This is a genomic window from Pseudomonas sp. URMO17WK12:I11 (assembly GCF_007677725.1).
Lineage (GTDB): Bacteria > Pseudomonadota > Gammaproteobacteria > Pseudomonadales > Pseudomonadaceae > Aquipseudomonas.
The window spans coordinates 23,887-42,775 of sequence record NZ_VEDF01000003.1; the positions used below are offsets into that span (position 1 = coordinate 23,887).

16 protein-coding genes are annotated in these 18,889 nt (G+C 63.0%); 14 read left to right on the forward strand and 2 right to left on the reverse strand.

Annotated elements, in window-relative coordinates; genetic code table 11:
* Positions 1-12 precede the first annotated feature (12 nt).
* The 14 genes from hscA to FS665_RS06420 all read left to right on the forward strand — a co-directional run bounded on the left by hscA (position 13) and on the right by FS665_RS06420 (position 13,794).
* Positions 13-1,875 carry a Fe-S protein assembly chaperone HscA gene (hscA, locus tag FS665_RS06355; RefSeq protein ID WP_145185070.1) on the forward strand — a complete coding sequence of 621 codons (1,863 nt, stop codon included), beginning with the start codon at positions 13-15 and terminating at the stop codon, positions 1,873-1,875.
* 3 nt (positions 1,876-1,878) lie between these two features.
* Complete coding sequence (fdx, locus tag FS665_RS06360; RefSeq protein WP_027913689.1) at positions 1,879-2,220, forward strand: ISC system 2Fe-2S type ferredoxin; 342 nt, start codon at positions 1,879-1,881, stop codon at positions 2,218-2,220.
* Positions 2,221-2,230: 10 nt separating this feature from the next.
* Positions 2,231-2,431 carry a Fe-S cluster assembly protein IscX gene (gene iscX, locus FS665_RS06365; RefSeq protein ID WP_145185073.1) on the forward strand — a complete coding sequence of 67 codons (201 nt, stop codon included), beginning with the start codon at positions 2,231-2,233 and terminating at the stop codon, positions 2,429-2,431.
* 89 nt (positions 2,432-2,520) lie between these two features.
* Complete coding sequence (ndk, locus tag FS665_RS06370) at positions 2,521-2,946, forward strand: nucleoside-diphosphate kinase (RefSeq protein WP_128322646.1); 426 nt, start codon at positions 2,521-2,523, stop codon at positions 2,944-2,946.
* A gap of 28 nt (positions 2,947-2,974) precedes the next feature.
* On the forward strand, positions 2,975-4,120 hold the full coding sequence (rlmN, locus tag FS665_RS06375; RefSeq protein WP_145185076.1) for a 23S rRNA (adenine(2503)-C(2))-methyltransferase RlmN: 1,146 nt from the start codon (positions 2,975-2,977) through the stop codon (positions 4,118-4,120).
* Between the two features lie 13 nt (positions 4,121-4,133).
* Positions 4,134-4,895: a type IV pilus biogenesis/stability protein PilW gene (gene pilW / locus FS665_RS06380; RefSeq protein WP_145185079.1), complete on the forward strand. Its 762-nt coding sequence runs from the start codon at positions 4,134-4,136 to the stop codon at positions 4,893-4,895.
* A complete protein-coding gene (locus FS665_RS06385; RefSeq protein WP_145185082.1) occupies positions 4,892-5,899 on the forward strand; it encodes a RodZ family helix-turn-helix domain-containing protein in 1,008 nt (335 codons plus the stop codon). Before pilW ends, FS665_RS06385 begins: the two co-directional genes overlap by 4 nt.
* A 3-nt stretch (positions 5,900-5,902) precedes the next feature.
* Complete coding sequence (gene ispG, locus FS665_RS06390; RefSeq protein WP_145185085.1) at positions 5,903-7,012, forward strand: flavodoxin-dependent (E)-4-hydroxy-3-methylbut-2-enyl-diphosphate synthase; 1,110 nt, start codon at positions 5,903-5,905, stop codon at positions 7,010-7,012.
* Between the two features lie 24 nt (positions 7,013-7,036).
* Positions 7,037-8,326, forward strand: coding sequence for a histidine--tRNA ligase (gene hisS / locus FS665_RS06395; RefSeq protein WP_145185087.1), 1,290 nt, complete (start codon positions 7,037-7,039; stop codon positions 8,324-8,326).
* 39 nt (positions 8,327-8,365) lie between these two features.
* The gene (locus FS665_RS06400; RefSeq protein ID WP_145185090.1) at positions 8,366-9,004 is read left to right on the forward strand and encodes a tetratricopeptide repeat protein; all 639 of its coding nucleotides are present in this window, start codon (positions 8,366-8,368) and stop codon (positions 9,002-9,004) included.
* Positions 9,005-10,147 carry an outer membrane protein assembly factor BamB gene (gene bamB, locus FS665_RS06405; RefSeq protein ID WP_145185093.1) on the forward strand — a complete coding sequence of 381 codons (1,143 nt, stop codon included), beginning with the start codon at positions 9,005-9,007 and terminating at the stop codon, positions 10,145-10,147. It abuts the gene before it with no gap.
* Between the two features lie 116 nt (positions 10,148-10,263).
* The gene (gene der, locus FS665_RS06410; protein WP_145185096.1) at positions 10,264-11,727 is read left to right on the forward strand and encodes a ribosome biogenesis GTPase Der; all 1,464 of its coding nucleotides are present in this window, start codon (positions 10,264-10,266) and stop codon (positions 11,725-11,727) included.
* Positions 11,728-11,866: 139 nt separating this feature from the next.
* Entirely contained in the window at positions 11,867-13,015 is a 1,149-nt protein-coding gene (locus FS665_RS06415) for a pyridoxal phosphate-dependent aminotransferase (protein WP_145185099.1), read from the forward strand.
* On the forward strand, positions 13,003-13,794 hold the full coding sequence (locus FS665_RS06420) for an amidohydrolase (protein WP_145185101.1): 792 nt from the start codon (positions 13,003-13,005) through the stop codon (positions 13,792-13,794). The genes FS665_RS06415 and FS665_RS06420 overlap by 13 nt, the downstream gene beginning before the upstream one ends.
* A 65-nt stretch (positions 13,795-13,859) precedes the next feature.
* Here FS665_RS06420 and FS665_RS06425 read toward each other — a convergent pair whose 3' ends face one another.
* Positions 13,860-16,415, reverse strand: coding sequence for a sulfite reductase flavoprotein subunit alpha (locus tag FS665_RS06425; RefSeq protein WP_145185104.1), 2,556 nt, complete (start codon positions 16,413-16,415; stop codon positions 13,860-13,862).
* 115 nt (positions 16,416-16,530) lie between these two features.
* A complete protein-coding gene (locus FS665_RS06430) occupies positions 16,531-18,822 on the reverse strand; it encodes a TonB-dependent siderophore receptor (protein WP_145185107.1) in 2,292 nt (763 codons plus the stop codon).
* Positions 18,823-18,889: the final 67 nt, after the last annotated feature.

Consider the following 18,889-nt stretch of genomic DNA (forward strand, 5'->3'; position numbering starts at 1 on the left):
ATTCAGATAAGCATGGCCCTACTGCAGATCGCCGAACCCGGTCAGACTCCCCAACCCCACCAGCGCCGCCTGGCAGTTGGGATCGACCTGGGTACTACCAATTCTCTGGTCGCTGCCGTGCGCAGCGGTCGCAGCGAACCCCTGCCCGACGCGCAGGGTAACGTCATCGTGCCTTCGGCAGTGCGTTACCTGGCTGGCCATCATGAGGTAGGCCTGGCCGCACGTGAAGCGGCGTCCAGCGACCCGTTGAACACCGTGCTGTCGGTCAAGCGCCTGATGGGGCGCGGTCTGGCTGACGTCAAGCAACTCGGCGAGCAGCTGCCGTACCGCTTTATCGGCGGTGAGTCGCACATGCCCTTCATCGACACCGTGCAAGGCCCGAAGAGCCCGGTCGAAGTCTCGGCCGATATCCTCAAGGTGCTGCGCGAACGTGCCGAAGCAACCCTCGGCGGTGATCTGGTGGGCGCGGTGATTACCGTGCCGGCTTATTTCGACGATGCCCAGCGCCAGGCCACCAAGGATGCTGCGCGCCTGGCTGGCCTCAATGTGCTGCGCCTGCTCAACGAACCCACTGCAGCGGCCGTGGCCTACGGTCTGGACCAGAACGCCGAAGGCGTGGTCGCCATCTATGACCTGGGCGGCGGCACCTTCGACATTTCCATCCTGCGCTTGAGCGCCGGGGTCTTCGAGGTACTGGCCACAGGCGGCGATACAGCGTTGGGTGGTGATGATTTCGACCATGCCATCGCTGGCTGGATCATCGAGCAGGCGGGCCTGTCCGCCGATCTCGACCCCGCCACCCAGCGCCAGTTGCTGCAAGCGGCCTGCGCTGCCAAAGAGGCGCTGACCGATGCCGACACCGTCACCGTCGGTCATGCCGCCTGGCAGGGCGAGCTGAGCCGCGCCGCGTTCGACGCCATGATCGAGCCGCTGGTGGCACGTAGCCTCAAGGCCTGCCGCCGGGCCGTGCGCGACAGTGGCGTCGAGCTCGAAGAAGTCGGCGCCGTGGTGATGGTCGGCGGATCTACCCGTGTGCCGCGTATTCGTGAAGCCGTGGGCGCACTGTTCGGGCGTACCCCGCTGACCTCCATCGACCCCGATCAGGTGGTCGCCATCGGCGCAGCGATCCAGGCCGACACCCTGGCCGGCAACCGCCGCGAAGGTGGCGAGCTGCTGCTGCTCGATGTCATCCCGTTGTCCCTTGGCCTCGAGACCATGGGTGGGCTGATGGAGAAGGTGATTCCGCGCAACACCACCATTCCGGTGGCGCGCGCGCAGGAATTCACCACCTACAAGGATGGCCAGTCGGCCATGATGATTCACGTGCTGCAGGGTGAGCGCGAGCTGATCAGCGATTGCCGCTCCCTGGCACGTTTCGAGTTGCGCGGGATTCCGGCAATGGTTGCCGGCGCCGCGAAGATCCGCGTGACCTTCCAGGTCGATGCCGATGGCCTGCTCAGCGTCGCTGCGCGCGAGCTGGGTTCGGGCGTCGAAGCCAGCATTCAGGTCAAGCCGTCCTACGGGCTTACCGACGGTGAAATCGCGCGCATGCTCAAGGATTCCTTCGAGCACGCAGGCTCCGACAAGCACGCCCGCCAGTTGCGCGAGCACCAGGTCGATGCCGAACGGCTGCTCGAAGCGGTGCAAGGTGCCCTGGAGGCCGATGGCGAGCGTCTGCTCAGCGCTGACGAACGCGACGCCATTGCCTTCCAGATGCAAGAACTACGTGATTTGCTGGCCGGCACCGATGGCGCTGCCATCGAGCAACAGACCAAGCGTCTGTCGCAGGTGACCGACGCATTTGCCGCCCGTCGCCTTGATTCGACGGTCAAAGCCGCACTGGCCGGGCGCAACCTGAATGAGATCGAGGAGTAACCGATGCCGCTGGTGACATTCCTGCCGCATGAAAAGTTTTGCCCTGAGGGGCTGACCGTGGAAGTGCCTGCCGGGACCAATATCCTGGAGCTTGCCCACGATCATCACATCGAGATGGAAAGCGCCTGTGGCGGGGTCAAGGCTTGCACCACCTGCCACTGCATCGTGCGCAAGGGCTTCGACTCGCTCGAAGAAGCCGATGAGCTCGAAGAGGACATGCTGGACAAGGCCTGGGGGCTGGAAGCGCAGTCCCGACTGGGTTGCCAGGTGGTCGTGGCCGACCAGGACCTGACCATCGAGATCCCCAAGTACTCGCTCAACCACGCTGCCGAAGCACCGCACTGAGGTTCGTTAGATGAGCTTGAAATGGATTGATGTACTTGAGATCGCCATTCAGCTTGCAGAAAGCAAGCCGGAAGTCGATCCTAAATACGTGAATTTCGTCGATCTGCACCGTTGGGTGCTGGCCCTGCCAGAATTCAGCGACGACCCTTCGCGGGGCGGTGAGAAAGTCCTCGAGGCCATCCAGGCGGCCTGGATCGACGAAGCCGACTAAGCGTGACGCTGCAGGTTAGGCAATCCCCTGGAACCCGCGTATAATTCGCGGGTTTAATTTTTCGTAACACTCATATTCTGGAGTTTTCCATGGCTGTTCAACGTACCTTCTCGATCATCAAGCCAGACGCCGTCGCCAAAAACGTCATCGGCAAGATCACCACTCGCTTTGAAGATGCCGGCCTGAAAATCGTTGCCTCGAAAATCAAGCAGCTGTCCAAGGCCGAAGCCGAAGGCTTCTACGCCGAGCACAGCGCTCGCGGCTTCTTCGGTGACCTGGTTGCCTTCATGACCTCCGGCCCAGTGGTCGTTCAGGTTCTGGAAGGCGAGAACGCCATCGCGCTGAACCGCGAGCTGATGGGTGCCACCAACCCTAAAGAAGCCGCGCCAGGCACCATCCGCGCCGACTTCGCCGAATCCATCGACGCCAACGCCGTTCACGGTTCGGACTCCGAAGCTGCTGCTGCTCGCGAAATCGCTTACTTCTTCGCTGCTACCGAGGTAACCACTCGCTAAGCGAAAGCTTACGGGTGAGGGTGAATCCATGACGACATCTACTGGCAAGATCAACCTGTTGGGGCTGACCCAGCCGGAAATGGAAAAGTTCTTCGACTCGATAGGGGAGAAGCGCTTCCGTGCCGGTCAGGTGATGAAATGGATTCACCATTTTGGCGTGTCCGATTTTGCGGCCATGACCAACGTTGGCAAGGCCTTGCGCGAAAAGCTCGAGGCCGTTGCCGAGATTCGCCCCCCGGAAGTGGTCAGTGAAGACATTTCCGCCGACGGCACCCGCAAGTGGGTGATCCGCGTTGCCTCCGGCAGCTGCGTCGAGACCGTCTACATTCCGACCGACGACCGCGGCACTCTCTGCGTTTCGTCGCAAGCCGGCTGCGCCCTGGACTGCAGTTTCTGCTCCACGGGCAAGCAAGGCTTCAACAGCAACCTCACCGCCGCCGAAGTGATCGGGCAGGTGTGGCTTGCGAACAAATCCTTCGGGACCGTCCCGGCCAAGATCGACCGCGCGATTACCAACGTGGTGATGATGGGCATGGGCGAGCCCCTGCTGAATTTCGACAACGTCATCGCCGCCATGCACATCATGATGGACGACCTGGGCTACGGTATTTCCAAGCGCCGCGTCACCCTGTCGACCTCGGGTGTGGTGCCGATGATCGATGAGCTGGCCAAGCACATCGACGTCTCCCTGGCCCTGTCGTTGCACGCGCCGAACGACGAGCTGCGCAACCAGCTGGTGCCGATCAACAAGAAGTACCCGCTGAAGATGCTGCTCGAGTCGTGCATGGGCTACATGTCGACCTTGGGCGGCAAGCGTGTGCTGACCATCGAGTACACCTTGCTCAAAGATGTCAACGATCAGCCCGAGCACGCTGCGCAGATGATCGAGCTGCTGCGCGATGTACCGTGCAAGATCAACCTGATCCCGTTCAACCCGTTCCCGCATTCGGGTTACGAGCGGCCCAGCAACAATGCGATCCGCCGCTTCCAGGACCTGCTGCACCATGGTGGCTTCAATGTCACCACGCGCACCACCCGTGGCGACGACATCGACGCCGCCTGTGGTCAGTTGGTCGGCCAGGTCAACGACCGCACCCGCCGCAGCGAGCGTTACATCGCCGTGCGTCAGTTATCCGCTGACGCCGAGCTGCAAGACAGCGCCGTGCGCCACTGAGTCCGGTCCTGACATGAGCCTGCGCGCCGCGCTGTCGATCCTTGCGCTTTCGCTGCTGGCAGGCTGCATGTCGGGCGGTGCGGGCGAGCCTTCGACCAAGCGTGCTGGGCCGAGTGCGGCGGGGCGAGCCTACGTTCAACTCGGGCTTGGCTATTTGCAACAGGGTATGACCGAGCGTGCCAAGGTACCACTGGGCAAGGCCCTGGCCCTGGACCCTGCTGACGCCGACGCCCTCGCGGGCCTTGCCCTGGTATTCCAGGCCGAAGGCGAGCCGGCATTGGCACAAACGCACTTCGCCAGAGCCCTGGCAGTGCGCCCCGGCGATACGCGAATTCGTAACAACTTCGGCAGTTTCCTATATGCTCAACAGCGTTTTGCCGAAGCCGAACAGATGTTTCGCCTGGCCAGTGCCGATACCCTGTATCCTGAGCGGTCACGGGTCTTCGAGAATCTTGGGCTCACAGCCCTGCGGCTCGATGATCGGGCCCAGGCGCATGCGTACTTGAGCAAGGCTCTGCAGCTCAATCGACACCAGCCAAGGGCATTGCTGGAAATGGCTGAGTTGTCTTACGAAAACAGGCATTATGTGCCAGCTCGGGATTACTACGATCGTTTCAGCCAATTGAGCGACCCGAGTGCCCGTAGCCTGCTGCTGGGCAGCCGCCTTGCCCGGACATTCGACGAGCAGGGCACCCTGGCCGAGCTGGGCCAGCAATTACAACGACTTTATCCCGGTACGCCGGAATATCAGCAATACCTGTCGGAGCAACGATGAAAGCCGCGCATCCCGAAGTAGCAGCAGCGACTGGCCAGCACCCCGGTGAGTTGTTGCGCCAGGCCCGCGAGAACCGCGAGTGGTCGCAAGCCGAAGTGGCTCGCAAGCTGAACCTCACCGTCACTTCGCTGAACCATCTGGAAACTGGTGCCTTCGACAAGTTGCCGGGCCATACCTTCGCGCGCGGCTATATCCGGGCCTATGCCAAGTTGCTCGGCATGGACCAAGCGCCTTTGGTCGAAGCCTTCGACCAGTACACCGGCACTCACGCCAAGGGCAGTGATGTGCATTCTCTGGGCCGCATCGAGGAACCTGTGCGGCTGTCGCATAACATCATGCGCGGTGTCACCCTGCTCCTGCTGGTCGCAGTGGTCGGCGGCAGCTTCATCTGGTGGCAGGACCAGGGCAGCACCAAGGGCAGGGACCTGGCCAAGATGGCGTTGGAGCATGTCGAGGTCGAAAGCGCCGACGGCACGACTCAAATCCACCCGCTCGATGAGCCTGAAGACCAGGCCGTGACGGCCGGCCAGCAAGCCGAGAGCGCGGCATTGCCCTTGCCACAGGCTAGCGCCGAGGCAGCCGACCAGAACAGCAGCCAATCCGCGCCCGCTGCCAGCGAGTCGGCGCCGGTAGCGGCCGAGCAAGCCCCGGTGCAAGCCCCGGCTGCAGCCCCTGCGCCTGCTTCGGCAGTTGCCCCAGCACCGGCAGCTTCCAGTGCGCCGGCTGCCGCCAGCGCACCGGAGGCGGCTGCCGCGCCGGCAGGCAGCGCCAAGGTTGCGATTCAGTTCACCGCCGATTGCTGGACCCAGGTGTCCGATGGCAACGGCAAGGTGCTGTTCAGTGCCATCAAGCGCAAAGGTGACAACCTCGAACTGACCGGCAAGCCGCCCTTTGCGCTGCGCCTGGGCTTCGCCCGTGGCGCCCAGGTCAGCTACAACGGCCAGCCCGTCGATGTTGCCCCGTTCACCAGTGGCGAAACTGCTCGCCTGAAGTTGGGACAGTAATTCATGCACGGCGAATCTCCGATCAAACGGCGCGAATCCCGCAAAATCTGGGTCGGCAATGTGCCGGTGGGTGGCGATGCCCCCATCGCGGTGCAGAGCATGACCAACACCGACACCAACGATGTGCTGGCCACCGTGGCGCAGATTCAGCGCCTGGTCGATGCCGGTGTCGACATCGTCCGCGTCTCGGTACCCGACATGGACGCGGCCGAAGCTTTCGGCAAGATCAAGCAGCTGGTCAGTGTTCCGCTGGTTGCCGACATTCACTTCGACTACAAGATCGCCCTGCGCGTGGCTGAGCTGGGTGTCGACTGCCTGCGCATCAACCCGGGCAACATCGGCCGCGAAGACCGTGTCCGCGCGGTGGTCGACGCCGCCCGTGATCTCGGCATCCCGATCCGCATTGGCGTCAATGCAGGCTCGCTGGAAAAAGACCTGCAGAAGAAGTACGGCGAGCCGACTCCGGCAGCGCTGGTCGAATCGGCCCTGCGCCATGTCGAACACCTTGACCGCCTGGATTTCCAGGATTTCAAGGTCAGCGTCAAGGCGTCCGATGTGTTCATGGCTGTCGAGGCCTATCGGTTGCTGGCCAAGCAGATTATCCAACCGCTGCACTTGGGCATCACCGAGGCTGGCGGTTTACGTTCTGGCACGGTGAAATCCGCAGTCGGCCTCGGTATGCTGCTGGCCGAAGGCATTGGCGATACCATCCGTATCTCGCTGGCGGCCGACCCGGTCGAAGAAGTGAAGGTCGGCTACGACATCCTCAAGTCGCTGCACCTGCGTTCGCGTGGCATCAACTTCATCGCCTGCCCGAGCTGCTCGCGGCAGAACTTCGATGTGGTCAAGACCATGAACGAACTCGAGGGGCGCCTGGAAGACCTGCTGGTACCGCTGGACGTGGCCGTGATCGGTTGCGTGGTCAATGGCCCGGGTGAGGCCAAGGAGTCGCACGTGGGGCTGACCGGTGGCACGCCTAACCTGGTCTACATCGACGGCAAGCCTGCGCAGAAGCTGACCAATGACAACCTGGTCGATGAGCTGGAGAAGCTCATCCGCCAGAAAGCGGCCGAAAAGGTCGAAGCCGACGCTGCGCTGATCGCCCGCGGCTGACACACAGATTCGAAAGGACTTTTCGTGAGCAAATCGCTGCAAGCCATCCGTGGCATGAACGACATTCTGCCAGAGCAGTCGCCGCTCTGGCGCTACTTCGAAGGTACTGTCGCGGGCCTGCTGGACACCTACGGGTACAGCCAGATCCGTACCCCGATCGTGGAATTCACCGAGCTGTTCAAGCGCTCGATCGGTGAAGTGACCGATATCGTCGAGAAGGAGATGTACACCTTCGAGGACCGTAACGGCGATTCGCTCACGCTTCGCCCCGAAGGCACCGCCGCCTGCGTGCGTGCCGTGCTCGAGCACGGCATCACCGGTAACGGCCAGGTGCAGAAGCTCTGGTACATCGGCCAGATGTTCCGCCATGAGCGCCCGCAGAAGGGCCGCTACCGCCAGTTCCACCAGATCGGCGTGGAAGTGTTCAACCTCGACGGCCCGGACATCGACGCCGAACTGATCACCCTGACCTGGCGCCTGTGGGGCCTGCTGGGTATCCAGGACGCGGTCAAGCTCGAACTCAACAGCCTGGGCACCAGCGAGGCCCGTGCTCGGTACCGTGACGCGCTGGTGGCGTTTCTCTCGGCGCGTCTGGAGCAGCTCGACGAAGACAGCCAGCGCCGCCTCAAGAGCAACCCCCTGCGTATCCTCGACAGCAAGGACCAGGGCACCCAGGCGGTGCTGGTGGGCGCGCCCAAGCTCGAAGACTACCTGGACGAAGATTCGCGCGTGCACTTCGAAGGCCTCAAGGCGCGCCTGGATGCCGCGGGCATTCCGTTCGTCATCAACACCAAGCTGGTGCGTGGCCTGGATTACTACAGCAAGACCGTCTTCGAGTGGGTCACCGACAAACTGGGCGCTCAGGGCACCGTCTGCGCCGGCGGCCGTTATGACGGCCTGGTCGAGCAGATGGGCGGCAAGCCGACCCCGGGGGTTGGCTTCGCCATGGGCATCGAGCGCTTGATCCTGCTGCTTGAAACCCTTGGCAAAGTGCCCGAGGCGATCAATCGCACCATCGACGTCTACCTGTGCGCCTTCGGCGAGCAGGCCGAGCTGGCGGGCTTGCACCTGGCCGAGGGATTGCGTGATCGTCTGCCGGGCTTGCGCCTGGCGGTGAATGCCGGCGGCGGCAGCTTCAAGAGCCAATTCAAGAAGGCTGACAAGAGCGGCGCGCTGTTCGCGCTGATCCTCGGTGACGACGAACTTGCCGTGCACACCATCGGCGTCAAGCCCCTGCGTGGTCAGGGCGAACAACAGAACATTGCCTGGGATGCTCTGGCTGAGCACCTGGAAACCGCGATCGCTCAGGCGTAACGCGGTTCAACAAGCGAATAGGCGAAAAGGAGTATTGGGGTGTCGAGTACCGATGATGATTTGGCAGGGATCAAGGACTGGTGGAACCGCAACGGCAAGCCGCTGCTGACCGGTGCCCTGCTGGCGGGTGTCGTGGTGTTGGGCTGGAATACCTGGCACAAGTACCAGAACAACCAGTCCCAAGGCGCCTCGCAGCTGTATCAGGCCCTGCTGGAAACCAGCCTGACGCCCACTGGCCAGCCTGACGCGACCAAGGTCGCTGAGCTGGCCGGCAAGCTCAAGAGCGAGTTTGGCGGTACCGCGTATGCCCAGTACGGCAGCCTGTTCGTGGCCAAGGTCGCGGTTGAAAGCGGCAAGCTCGACGATGCCGCTGCCGAGCTGAAAAGCGTACTGGACAAGCCCGCCGATGTGACCCTGGGCGAAATCTCCCGTCAGCGCCTGGCCCGTGTGCTGGCTGCTCAGAACAAGGCCGAAGACGCGCTCAAGCTGCTCGACGGCGACACCGAAAAAGCGTTCCTGGCCAGCCGAGAAGAGCTCAAAGGGGATCTGCTGGTGCAATTGGGCCGCGGCGACGATGCCCATGGTGCCTACCAAAAAGCCAAGGCTGCGCTGTCTGATGACGCCGCGGTCGGTGGCCTGCAACTGAAGCTGGATGACCTGGCCAAAGGGGATGCATAAGTGATCGGTTGGAAACACGCAGCAGTGCTGACCCTGGCCGTGCTGGCCGCAGGTTGCAGCAGCAACAGCAAGAAGGAACTGCCTCCGGCCGAGCTGACCAAGTTCACCGAAGAAGTGGTCTTGAAAAAACAGTGGAGCCGCTCGATCGGTGACGGTCAGGGCGAAACCTACAACACCCTGGTGCCGGCCATCGAGAACGACCGCATCTACGCCTCCGATGTCAACGGCGAAGTCTTCGCCCTCGACCGCATCACCGGCGACGTGGTGTGGAAGCAGGACCTCGAGTTGCCGGTGTCCGGCGCCGTCGGCGTCGGTTATGGCCTGGTGATGCTGGGCACCCTCAAAGGTGAGGTGATCGCCCTCGATTCCAGTACCGGTGAAGAGCGCTGGCGCTCGCGCGTGACCAGCGAAGTACTGGCCCCGCCTGCCAACAACGGTGATGTGGTTGTGGTGCAGACCCAGGACGATCGCCTGATCGGCCTGGATGCCGCCACCGGTGATCGCCGCTGGATCTACGAGAACACGCCGGCGGTGCTCACCCTGCGGGGTACCGGCGCGCCGATCGCCACCAACCGCCTGGCCGTCGCCGGCCTGTCGACCGGCAAGGTCGTGGCGGTGGATATCAGCAATGGCATCCCGGTATGGGAAAGCCGAGTGGCCATCCCACAAGGCCGTTCTGAACTCGACCGTGTGGTGGACATCGACGGCGGCTTGCTGCTGTCCGGTGGCACCTTGTACGTCAGCACCTACCAGGGTCGGGTTGCCGGCCTGGACCTGGAAAGTGGCCGCGTGCTGTGGCAGCGCGATGCCTCCAGCTATGTGGGCGTTGCCCAGGGCTTTGGCAGCGTTTATGTCAGCGAAGCCGGCGGAACCGTCGAAGCGGTCGACGAGCGCTCCTCCAGCGCGTTGTGGACCAACGATTCGATGGCCCGCCGTCAGCTGACCGCGCCCGAGATCTACTCGAGCTACGTGGCAGTGGGCGACTTCGAGGGCTACCTGCACCTGCTGAGCCAGGTCGATGGCCGCTTCGTCGGCCGTGAACGTATCGACAGCGATGGCCTGCGCGCCCGTCCACTTGTGGTCGGCGACACCATTTATGTCTTTGGCAACAGCGGTAAGCTCGAGGCACTGAGCATCCGCTGAAGCTATGCTTGAAGCCTCGAGGGGCTTCAGGCCGCGGCGTAGGACACGCCGCCCGAACTCCGGCCGCTGCTTGCAGCGGCCTTTGCATTTTCAAGAATTCAAGAGTGGAGAGCCGCATGGTTCCCGTAATCGCCTTGGTGGGCCGCCCGAACGTCGGCAAATCCACCATGTTCAACCGCCTGACCAAGACCCGCGATGCCATCGTCGGTGACTTGTCGGGTCTGACCCGTGACCGCCAATATGGCGATGCCAGCTGGCAGGGTCGTTCATTCATCCTGATCGACACCGGTGGGATCACCGGCGACGAGGTCGGCATGGACGAAAAGATGGCCGAGCAGTCGCTGATGGCCATCGAGGAAGCCGACTATGTGCTGTTCCTGGTCGATGCCCGCGCCGGCATGACCGCAGCCGACCAGATGATTGCCGAGCACCTGCGCAAACGCAACAAATCGGCGATCCTGGTGGCCAACAAGATCGACAACATCGACGCCGATGTCGCCCGCGCCGAGTTTTCGCCGCTGGGCATGGGCAACGCCATCCCGGTGGCCGGCTCCCAGGGCCGCGGCATCAACGCCTTGATGGAATCGGTGCTGGGCCACATCCCGCGCGACGAGGAAGAGCAGGCGCTGGATGCTGAAGTCGCTGAAGGCGAGGAAGCGGTACGTATTCCTGGCCCGAGTGAAAAAGATGGCATCAAGATCGCCATCATCGGCCGCCCCAACGTGGGCAAGTCGACCCTGGTCAACCGCATGCTCGGCGAAGAGCGCGTGGTGGTGTACGACCAGCCGGGCACAACCCGTGACAGTATCTACATCCCGTTCGAGCGTGATGACGAGAAGTACACCTTCATCGACACGGCAGGCGTGCGCAAGCGCGGCAAGATCCACGAGGAAGTCGAAAAATTCTCGGTGGTCAAGACGCTGCAGGCGATCAAGGACGCCAACGTAGTGATCTTCGTCATGGATGCCCGCGAGGGCGTGGTCGACCATGACCTCAACCTGCTGGGCTTTGCCCTGGAAGCCGGTCGCGCCATCGTCATCGCGCTGAACAAGTGGGATGGCATGGAGTCGGGCGAGCGCGACTACGTGAAGACCGAGCTGGAGCGCCGGTTGTTCTTCGTCGACTTCGCCGACATCCACTTCATTTCGGCCTTGCATGGCACTGGCGTGGGCCATCTGTACAAATCGGTCCAGGCTGCGTTCAAGTCTGCAGTGACTCGCTGGCCGACCAGCCGACTGACCCAGATCCTCGAGGACGCAGTCAGCGAACACCAGCCGCCGCTGGTCAATGGTCGTCGGATCAAGCTGCGCTACGCCCACCTGGGTGGGGCCAACCCGCCGCTGATCGTGATCCACGGCAACCAGACCGAAAAGATTCCCAAATCGTATTCGCGTTATCTGGAAAACACCTACCGTCGGGTGCTGAAGCTGGTCGGCACACCGATCCGCATCGAGTACAAGGGCGGTGAAAACCCCTACGAGGGCAAGAAAAACACCCTCACCGATCGCCAGGTCAACAAGAAACGCCGCTTGATGTCGCACCACAAGAAAGCCGAGAAGAAGCGCCGCGACAAGCGCTGACGCAATTAGAAGCTGCAAGCTGCAAGCCGCACGTAAAAGCAGACGGTGTTATCGCTGCTTTTTCTTGCAGCTAGGAGCTTGCAGCTTGCCGCTTCAAGCTTGTAGCTTTGAACCCTCAGTCCCCAGGAAAGAGGGCTCCATGAACCGCAGCAAACTGCCGAATGTCGGCGCGACCATCTTTACCACCATGTCGCAGCTCGCCGTACAAACCGGCGCGCTCAATCTCTCGCAGGGTTTCCCAGATTTCAACGGACCGCAGGCGCTGCTCGATGCAGTCGGCCGGCACGTGGCCGCAGGACACAACCAGTATTCGCCCATGAGTGGGCTGCCGGCGTTGCGCCAGCAGGTGGCTGCCAAGGTTGCGCGGGTGTACGGGGTCAACGTCGATGCAGATCATGAGGTCACCATCACCCCAGGTGCCACCGAGGCGATCTTCTGCGCCATTCAGGCGGTGATACACCCAGGCGACGAGGTCATCGTTTTCGACCCGTGTTACGACAGCTACGCACCTTCGGTGGAACTGGCCGGTGGTCGTTGCGTGCATGTGCAGCTGAGTGACGGCGACTTCCGCATCGACTGGCAGAAATTCACCGACGCCTTGAGCCCGCGTACCCGCATGGTGGTGCTCAACTCACCGCACAACCCGAGCGGCGCGCTGATCAGTGGCGAGGACCTCGACCAGCTTGCGGCGCTGATTGCCGAGCGCGACATCTACCTGCTGAGCGACGAAGTCTACGAGCACCTGGTCTACGATGGCGTGCGCCATGCCAGCGTGCTGGCCCACCCGCAGCTGGCCGGCAATGCGTTCGTGGTCAGCTCGTTCGGCAAGACCTACCACGTCACCGGCTGGAAGACCGGCTATGTGATCGCGCCGCCAGCCCTGACTGCAGAGCTGCGCAAGGTGCACCAGTACGTCAACTTCTGCGGTGTGACGCCCCTGCAATGTGCCTTGGCCGACTTCATGGCCGAGCACCCCGAACACATCGATCAGTTGCCGGCCTTCTATCAAGCCAAGCGCGACCTGTTCTGCGGCTTGCTCGAGCGCTCGCGGTTCGGTTTCACCCCTACCGCTGGAACCTATTTCCAACTGGTGGACTATTCGCAGATCCGTCCCGATCTGAACGACGTCGACATGGCCCTGTGGCTCACCCGTGAGCATGGCGTGGCGAGCATCCCGGTGTCGGTGTTCTACCAGCAACCCATTTCTGAGCAACGGCTGATCCGCTTGTGCTTTGCCAAGCGAGAGGAGACGCTGCGTCAGGCAGCGGAGAAACTATGCGCGATCTGAGTGCACTGCCCAACCTGAATGTCGCTTTGGTCCAGACCACCCTGGCCTGGCACGACCGCGAGGCCAACTACGCGCATTTCGACGTGCTGCTGGAGCAGGCGCGCGGCGCTGACCTGGTGATCTTGCCTGAGATGTTCACCACGGGTTTTTCCATGCAGTCGCACACGTTGTGCGAACCTGAAAACGGCCCGACCTACAAATGGCTCAAGGCCCAGGCCAAGCGCCTCGATGCAGTGGTCACCGGCAGCGTGATCATCCAGGCCGCCGATGGCAGCCATCGCAATCGCTTGCTGTGGGCCCGCCCGGATGGCGAGATTCTGCACTACGACAAGCGCCACCTGTTCCGCATGGCCGGTGAGCACAAGTACTACACCCCAGGCGAGCGCCAGGTGCAGTTCGAGGTCAAGGGCTGGCGGGTGCGTGCGCTGATCTGCTACGACTTGCGCTTCCCGGTCTGGAGCCGCGATGCGCAAGACACGGACCTGTTGCTGTACACCGCCAATTGGCCCGCAGCGCGGCGTCAGCACTGGAACCGCCTACTGCCTGCGCGGGGCATCGAGAACCTGTGCTATGTCGCGGCGGTCAACCGCGTCGGTACCGATGGCAAGGGCTTCGCCTACTCCGGTGACAGCCAGGTGCTGGACTTCCAAGGCGAGAGTTTGCTCAGCGCCGGGGAGGCGGACGGGGTATTCACGGCCGTGCTCAATGCAGCCGACCTGGCGGCCTATCGCACCAAGTTCCCGGCTAACCTGGATGCCGATACCTTCGAGCTGCATTGAAAGAACAACGGCTCGTCATGGGAGCGCCCCGGCAAGGATGCTCCCGCAAGAGCCGAGGCTGCTACTCAGTACACATCCCGTCGATAACGCCCGTCTTCGATCAGCCGCTGCACCGTTTCTTCCCCGAGCATGCCTTTGAGCGCCGCGTCCACGCCTGCCGCCATGCCGTGCAGGCTGCCGCAGACATAGACGTATGCGCCATCCGCCACCCAGCGCTTGAACGCCTCGGCCTGTTGGAGCAGTACGTCCTGCACATAGATCTTCTCGGCCTGATCGCGCGAGAAGGCCAGGTCGAGCCGGGCCAGCTCGCCGTTGTCCAACCAGCCCTGCAGCTCTTGGGCGCAGAGCAGGTCATGGGCGCGATTACGCTCACCGAACAGCAGCCAATTACGCGGCTCGCCGGCATTGACCCGGGCGCGGATCAGGCTGCGCAGGCCGGCAAGGCCCGTGCCGTTGCCGATCAGGACCATCGGTGCAGCGGTCTGCGGCAGGTGGAAACTGCTGTTGCGCCGCACCCGCAGGCTGACGCTGCCATCGAGCGGCAGGTATTCAGTCAGCCAACCCGATCCCAGGCCCAGATGCCCATCGGCGTGGCGCTCCTGGCGCACGATCAGCTCCAGCAGGCCGTCGCTGGCGATCGAAGCGATCGAATACTCGCGGCTGCCGATGGGCGCCAGGGCATCCACCACGGCTTGTGGATGCAATCCGACCAGGTGCTCGCGACGGCTCGGCAACTGCCGTCCGGCCAGGGCCTGGGCCAGGGTTAGCGGCAGGTCATCGATGCGCACCGCAGCCTCGCTGTCCAGCGCCATGCCTTTGAGAAACGCCTCGATGCGCGGCTTGCCGTTGAGTGGCAGCACCTCGACCAGGTCACCGGCTTCCCAGCTGACCGGCTGCTCGGCGCGCAGACCAAGCAGGTACACAGGACCGCCCAGGCTTCCGGGGTTGAGCAGCTGCCGCTGGACCAAGGTCCAGTTGCCGAAGCTCGCAGACTGCCAGGCGCTGATCGGTTGGGTACCGGTCAACTGGGCCAATTGCTGTTGCCAGCGTTGCAGCGCCGCTTGATCGGCGTTGTCTACCTCCACCGCACTGAACGCGGTGCTGGCACCACGTTCGCCGAGCCAGGCCTGCAAGCGCCGGGCAAAACCACAGAAATGCGGATACTGACGATCACCCAGGGCCAGCAGGGCATAGTTGAGCTCGTTCAGCGCCCAAGGTTGGCCGAGGACCTTGCGCTCGAAGCCACGGGCGCTGTCGGGCGCTTCGCCGTCGCCGAAGGTGCTGACCACGAACAGCGCCCGGCGTGCCTGGCGCAGGTCATGCTCGCCTACATCGGCCAAGGGACGCACCTGAACTGGCAAGCCGGCCGCCTGCAACTGCCCGGCGCTCTGCCAGGCCAGTTGTTCAGCGGTGCCGCTCTGGCTGGCGAAGCCGATCAGCCAGCTGTCACGGCTGACCTGCTGGCTGTCGACAGTGCCACGGGCGGCGCGGACCTGACGCTTCTTGCGGCGGCGGTCGAGGTACAACAGCCAGCCGGTGACGAAGAACAGCGGCATGCTCAAGCTGGCAACGGTGAGGATGATACGCCCTGGCAGGCCGAAGTATTCGCCCACATGCAAGGCATACACGCTCTGCAGCAGTTGCGCCTTGAAGGACTTGTCGGTGTAGCGGTCGTGACGTTTGATCTGTCCGGTTGCAGGGTCCAGCACCAGGGTGTTGAAGGCACGTGGGTGGGCGGCATCCTCGAGCAGATAGAACAGATTGGCCGGTTGGCCGCCAAGCGCTGGCAGGCGCAGGTTGTAGCTGGCAAGCCCAGGGCCTGCAGCCTGCTTGAGGTTGGCCCAGATGGCGTCGTAGTCGACGGTGCGCGCTGGCGCGTTGTTGTCGAGCGCTGGCGGTCCTTGGCGAGCGCGACCTTCGCCGCGCTTGTGCGCTTGCCCGGCGGCGGATTGATCGGCCAGCAGCGTGTTCAACCCTGAGCGGTACCACTCGTAGGACCAGAACAGGCCGGTGATCGCGAACAGCAGATAGATGACCAGGCACCAGGTGCCCGCTACGGCGTGCAAGTCCCAGTTGAAGGCCCGGCCCTTCTTGGCCCAGTCAAGGGTCAGCCAGGTGCGCCAGTTCAACGGCTTGCGCGGCCAACGCAGGTACAGCCCGGAAAGGCAGAAGAACACCAGCATCAAGGTGCACGCGCCGGTGATCTGGCGGCCGGTGTCGCCCATGGCAAGGAAACGGTGCAACTTCAGCATCAGGTTGAAGAAGCCCTGGCCGGCAGCCTCGCCCTTGAGGGCCCCGGTGTAGGGATCGGCGTAGCGCAACGCGCCGCGGCGCTCGCCGGGAGGCGGGGTGAAGAAGATGCGTGCGGCGTTGCCCTCGCGCACATCGACCCACAGCATCGACACCGTATCGCCCTGCGCGGCCTCGACCCTGCGTACCAGCTCGGCAGGCGGCAGCACGCCTTCGGCGCGCACCTCGACCGTGAGCACATCGGCGTTGAATGCACGCAGCAGTTCTTCCTGGAACGAGTACAGCGCTCCGGTGATGCCCATCACGGCCAGGACCAGGCCAGCGGTGATGCCGAACAACCAGTGCAATTGGAATAGCGTCTTTTTCATCACACCTTCTACCTTGTGTCGCTGGCACTGCCGGCGCGGCGTGCATTATGCCTGGATACGCAAAAGCCCCGCTCGCAGTTGAACGGGGCCCTGCTGCGCAGCTAGCGCTGCTGCATGATCAGAAGTGCACGCTGGTCGTCAGCAAAGCCGTCCTGCCGGCCGCCTGGTTGGCGAAATGCGTCGAGAAGGCCTTGTCGTAGTACACCTCGTCGGTGAGGTTCTGCACGTTCAACTGCAGGTCCACATGCCGGGTCAGCTTGTAGGCGACCATCGCATCGTAGCGGACATAGCTGTCGACCATCGTGGTGTTGGCCACGCTGCCGTACACATCGTCGACATAGAAGGCGCCGCCGCCGACGGTCAGCTTCGGTGTGATGGCATAGGTGGTCCAAAGGCTTGCGCTGTTGTTCGGCGTATTGGGCAACTGGTTGCCGTCATTGGCCTTGCCCAGCGGGCCGCCATCGACCTGCCGCGCTTGCATGTAGGTGTAGCCGGCGAATACTTGCCACTTGTCGGTGAGCTTGCCGCTGGCCGATAGCTCGATACCCTGCACCCGGGTTTCGCCGACGTTTTCGTAAGTGTTGGTGTTCACCTGAACGCGGGCGTTTTCCTTCTCCGTGCGGAACAGCGCGGCGGCCAGGGACAGGCGCTGGTCAAGCAGGTCCCATTTGGTGCCGATTTCATAGTTGGTGGTTTCTTCCGGCTCCATGTCACTGGCCAACAGATTGCCGTTACGGTCCGGGGTGCCGCCCAATGGGTTGCTCTCGGTGCCTTCGCCCAGCATCGCGCCCGGAGGGATAGCGGAGGTGGCATAGGAGACGTAGATGCTGCCGTTTTCGGCGGGCTTCCACACCAGGCCCAGTTGGCCGGTGACGAACTCACTGACGTCGTCGCCCTTGGCAGTGGTGGTACCGGCGGCATTGTGGGTCTTGTAGTCGGTGTCGAAGTGGTCGTAGCGCAGGCCCATGTTGAGCAGCCACTGCGGGCTCAGTTCGAGGGTGTCGAATACGTAGATCGCCCGGGTCTTGCTCTGGGTTTCGGTGCCGGCGTAGTTGCGCGCGATGCTGCCGCTCCAGGGGTCGTTCGGGTTGGGATTGCTCAACGAAGTGCAGTTATAGCCGCTGTTCGCGCCGATCAGGCCAGGGTTGCAGTTGGTGGTGGCAGCCGGCGTACGGGGGGTGGTGTCGGTGTTCACGGTGTAGGACGACCGATCGCTTTCTTCGCGGCTGAATTCGATACCGGTGGAGAAACTGTTCTTCAGCCCGCCCAGATAGAACTCGCCAAACAAGTCGGTCTGGTTGGTCGTGGTGGCGGTGTTGCCGACGCGGGTGTTGGCACGGCGCCAGACACTGCCGTTGTTGACGTTGCCCTTGCTGTCGTCAGGTTGGGTGAGGATATAGTCCTGCATGCTGTTGCCGTGACGCAGGGTGTTCTTCAGGGTCAGCGTGTCACTCAGGTCATGCTCGATGGCAAAGGTCGCGATATCGACCCGCGTCTTGCGAAAATCACGGTCGCTCAGGCCATAGAAGTTGTCGCGGTCGCCACCGTCATAGGGCTTGCTCGGGTGCGCCGAGGTACGTGCGGCGCTGCCAGCAGCCGGAAGGGCGTAGGGGATACCCGAATCCGGCAGGTCGTCGCTTTCCAGGTGGTAGTAGTCGAGGTTGACGCGCGTCGCGGTACCCAGGCCGAAGGCCAGGGACGGGGCGATACCCCAGCGGTCGTAGTTGACCTTGTCGCGACCGGCCACGTTGCTTTCGTGGGTCATCAGGTTCAGGCGACCGGCTACGCTGTCGCTGAACTGGTAGTTGCCGTCGAAGGTGTAACGCTGGGTCTGATCGCTGCCCCAGGTCCAGGCACCGTCGAGCGAGTTGCCCAGATGTGCGCGCTTGCTCACCAGGTTGATGGTGCCGCCTGCGGCGCCACGGCCGCCGATCGCCGAGTTGGGGCCTTTGGCGACCTCGACCGATTCGATGGCAAAGATTTCCCGGGTCTGCGCGCCGGTGTCGCGCACGCCGTCCAGGTAGGTGTCGCCCTGGGCATCGAAGCCACGAATGAACGGACGGTCGCCTTGGGGGTTGCCGCCTTCGCCAGCGCCGAAGGTGATGCCTGGCACCGTGCGCAAGGCATCTTGCAGGCTCAGGGCGTTGGTATCCTTGATCACTTGCTGTGGGATCACCGTCACCGAGCGCGGGGTGTCGACCAACGGTGCGGTGTATTTCTGCGAAGCCGCCCGCTCGACCTTGTAGTCGGTGCTGGCCTGTTCGGCCTTGCCGTTGACGCTGGTGGCATCGAGCGTGATGGCGCTGCTGGTGGCCGGATCGGCGGCATAGGCGCCCGATGCGCTGAGGGCGACGCCGATGGCCGAGACGATCAAGCGTGGTGAACTCACTGCGGTTGGTACATGACGCATCGTGGTAGGCCTTCCCCAAGGTATGAAGGCCGCGGATGTTAATGTAAGGAAATGTAAGGCACAATTG

Excerpts from the sequence above, each read along its gene's own strand:
- pilW (WP_145185079.1), top strand. The coding sequence starts at position 4,134 with ATGAGCCTGCGCGCCGCGCTGTCGATCCTTGCGCTTTCGCTGCTGGCA.
- hscA (WP_145185070.1), top strand. The coding sequence starts at position 13 with ATGGCCCTACTGCAGATCGCCGAACCCGGTCAGACTCCCCAACCCCAC.
- FS665_RS06420 (WP_145185101.1), top strand. The coding sequence starts at position 13,003 with ATGCGCGATCTGAGTGCACTGCCCAACCTGAATGTCGCTTTGGTCCAG.
- der (WP_145185096.1), top strand. The coding sequence starts at position 10,264 with ATGGTTCCCGTAATCGCCTTGGTGGGCCGCCCGAACGTCGGCAAATCC.
- FS665_RS06430 (WP_145185107.1), bottom strand. The coding sequence starts at position 18,822 with ATGCGTCATGTACCAACCGCAGTGAGTTCACCACGCTTGATCGTCTCG.
- ispG (WP_145185085.1), top strand. The coding sequence starts at position 5,903 with ATGCACGGCGAATCTCCGATCAAACGGCGCGAATCCCGCAAAATCTGG.
- FS665_RS06415 (WP_145185099.1), top strand. The coding sequence starts at position 11,867 with ATGAACCGCAGCAAACTGCCGAATGTCGGCGCGACCATCTTTACCACC.
- ndk (WP_128322646.1), top strand. The coding sequence starts at position 2,521 with ATGGCTGTTCAACGTACCTTCTCGATCATCAAGCCAGACGCCGTCGCC.
- rlmN (WP_145185076.1), top strand. The coding sequence starts at position 2,975 with ATGACGACATCTACTGGCAAGATCAACCTGTTGGGGCTGACCCAGCCG.
- FS665_RS06385 (WP_145185082.1), top strand. The coding sequence starts at position 4,892 with ATGAAAGCCGCGCATCCCGAAGTAGCAGCAGCGACTGGCCAGCACCCC.
- fdx (WP_027913689.1), top strand. The coding sequence starts at position 1,879 with ATGCCGCTGGTGACATTCCTGCCGCATGAAAAGTTTTGCCCTGAGGGG.
- iscX (WP_145185073.1), top strand. The coding sequence starts at position 2,231 with ATGAGCTTGAAATGGATTGATGTACTTGAGATCGCCATTCAGCTTGCA.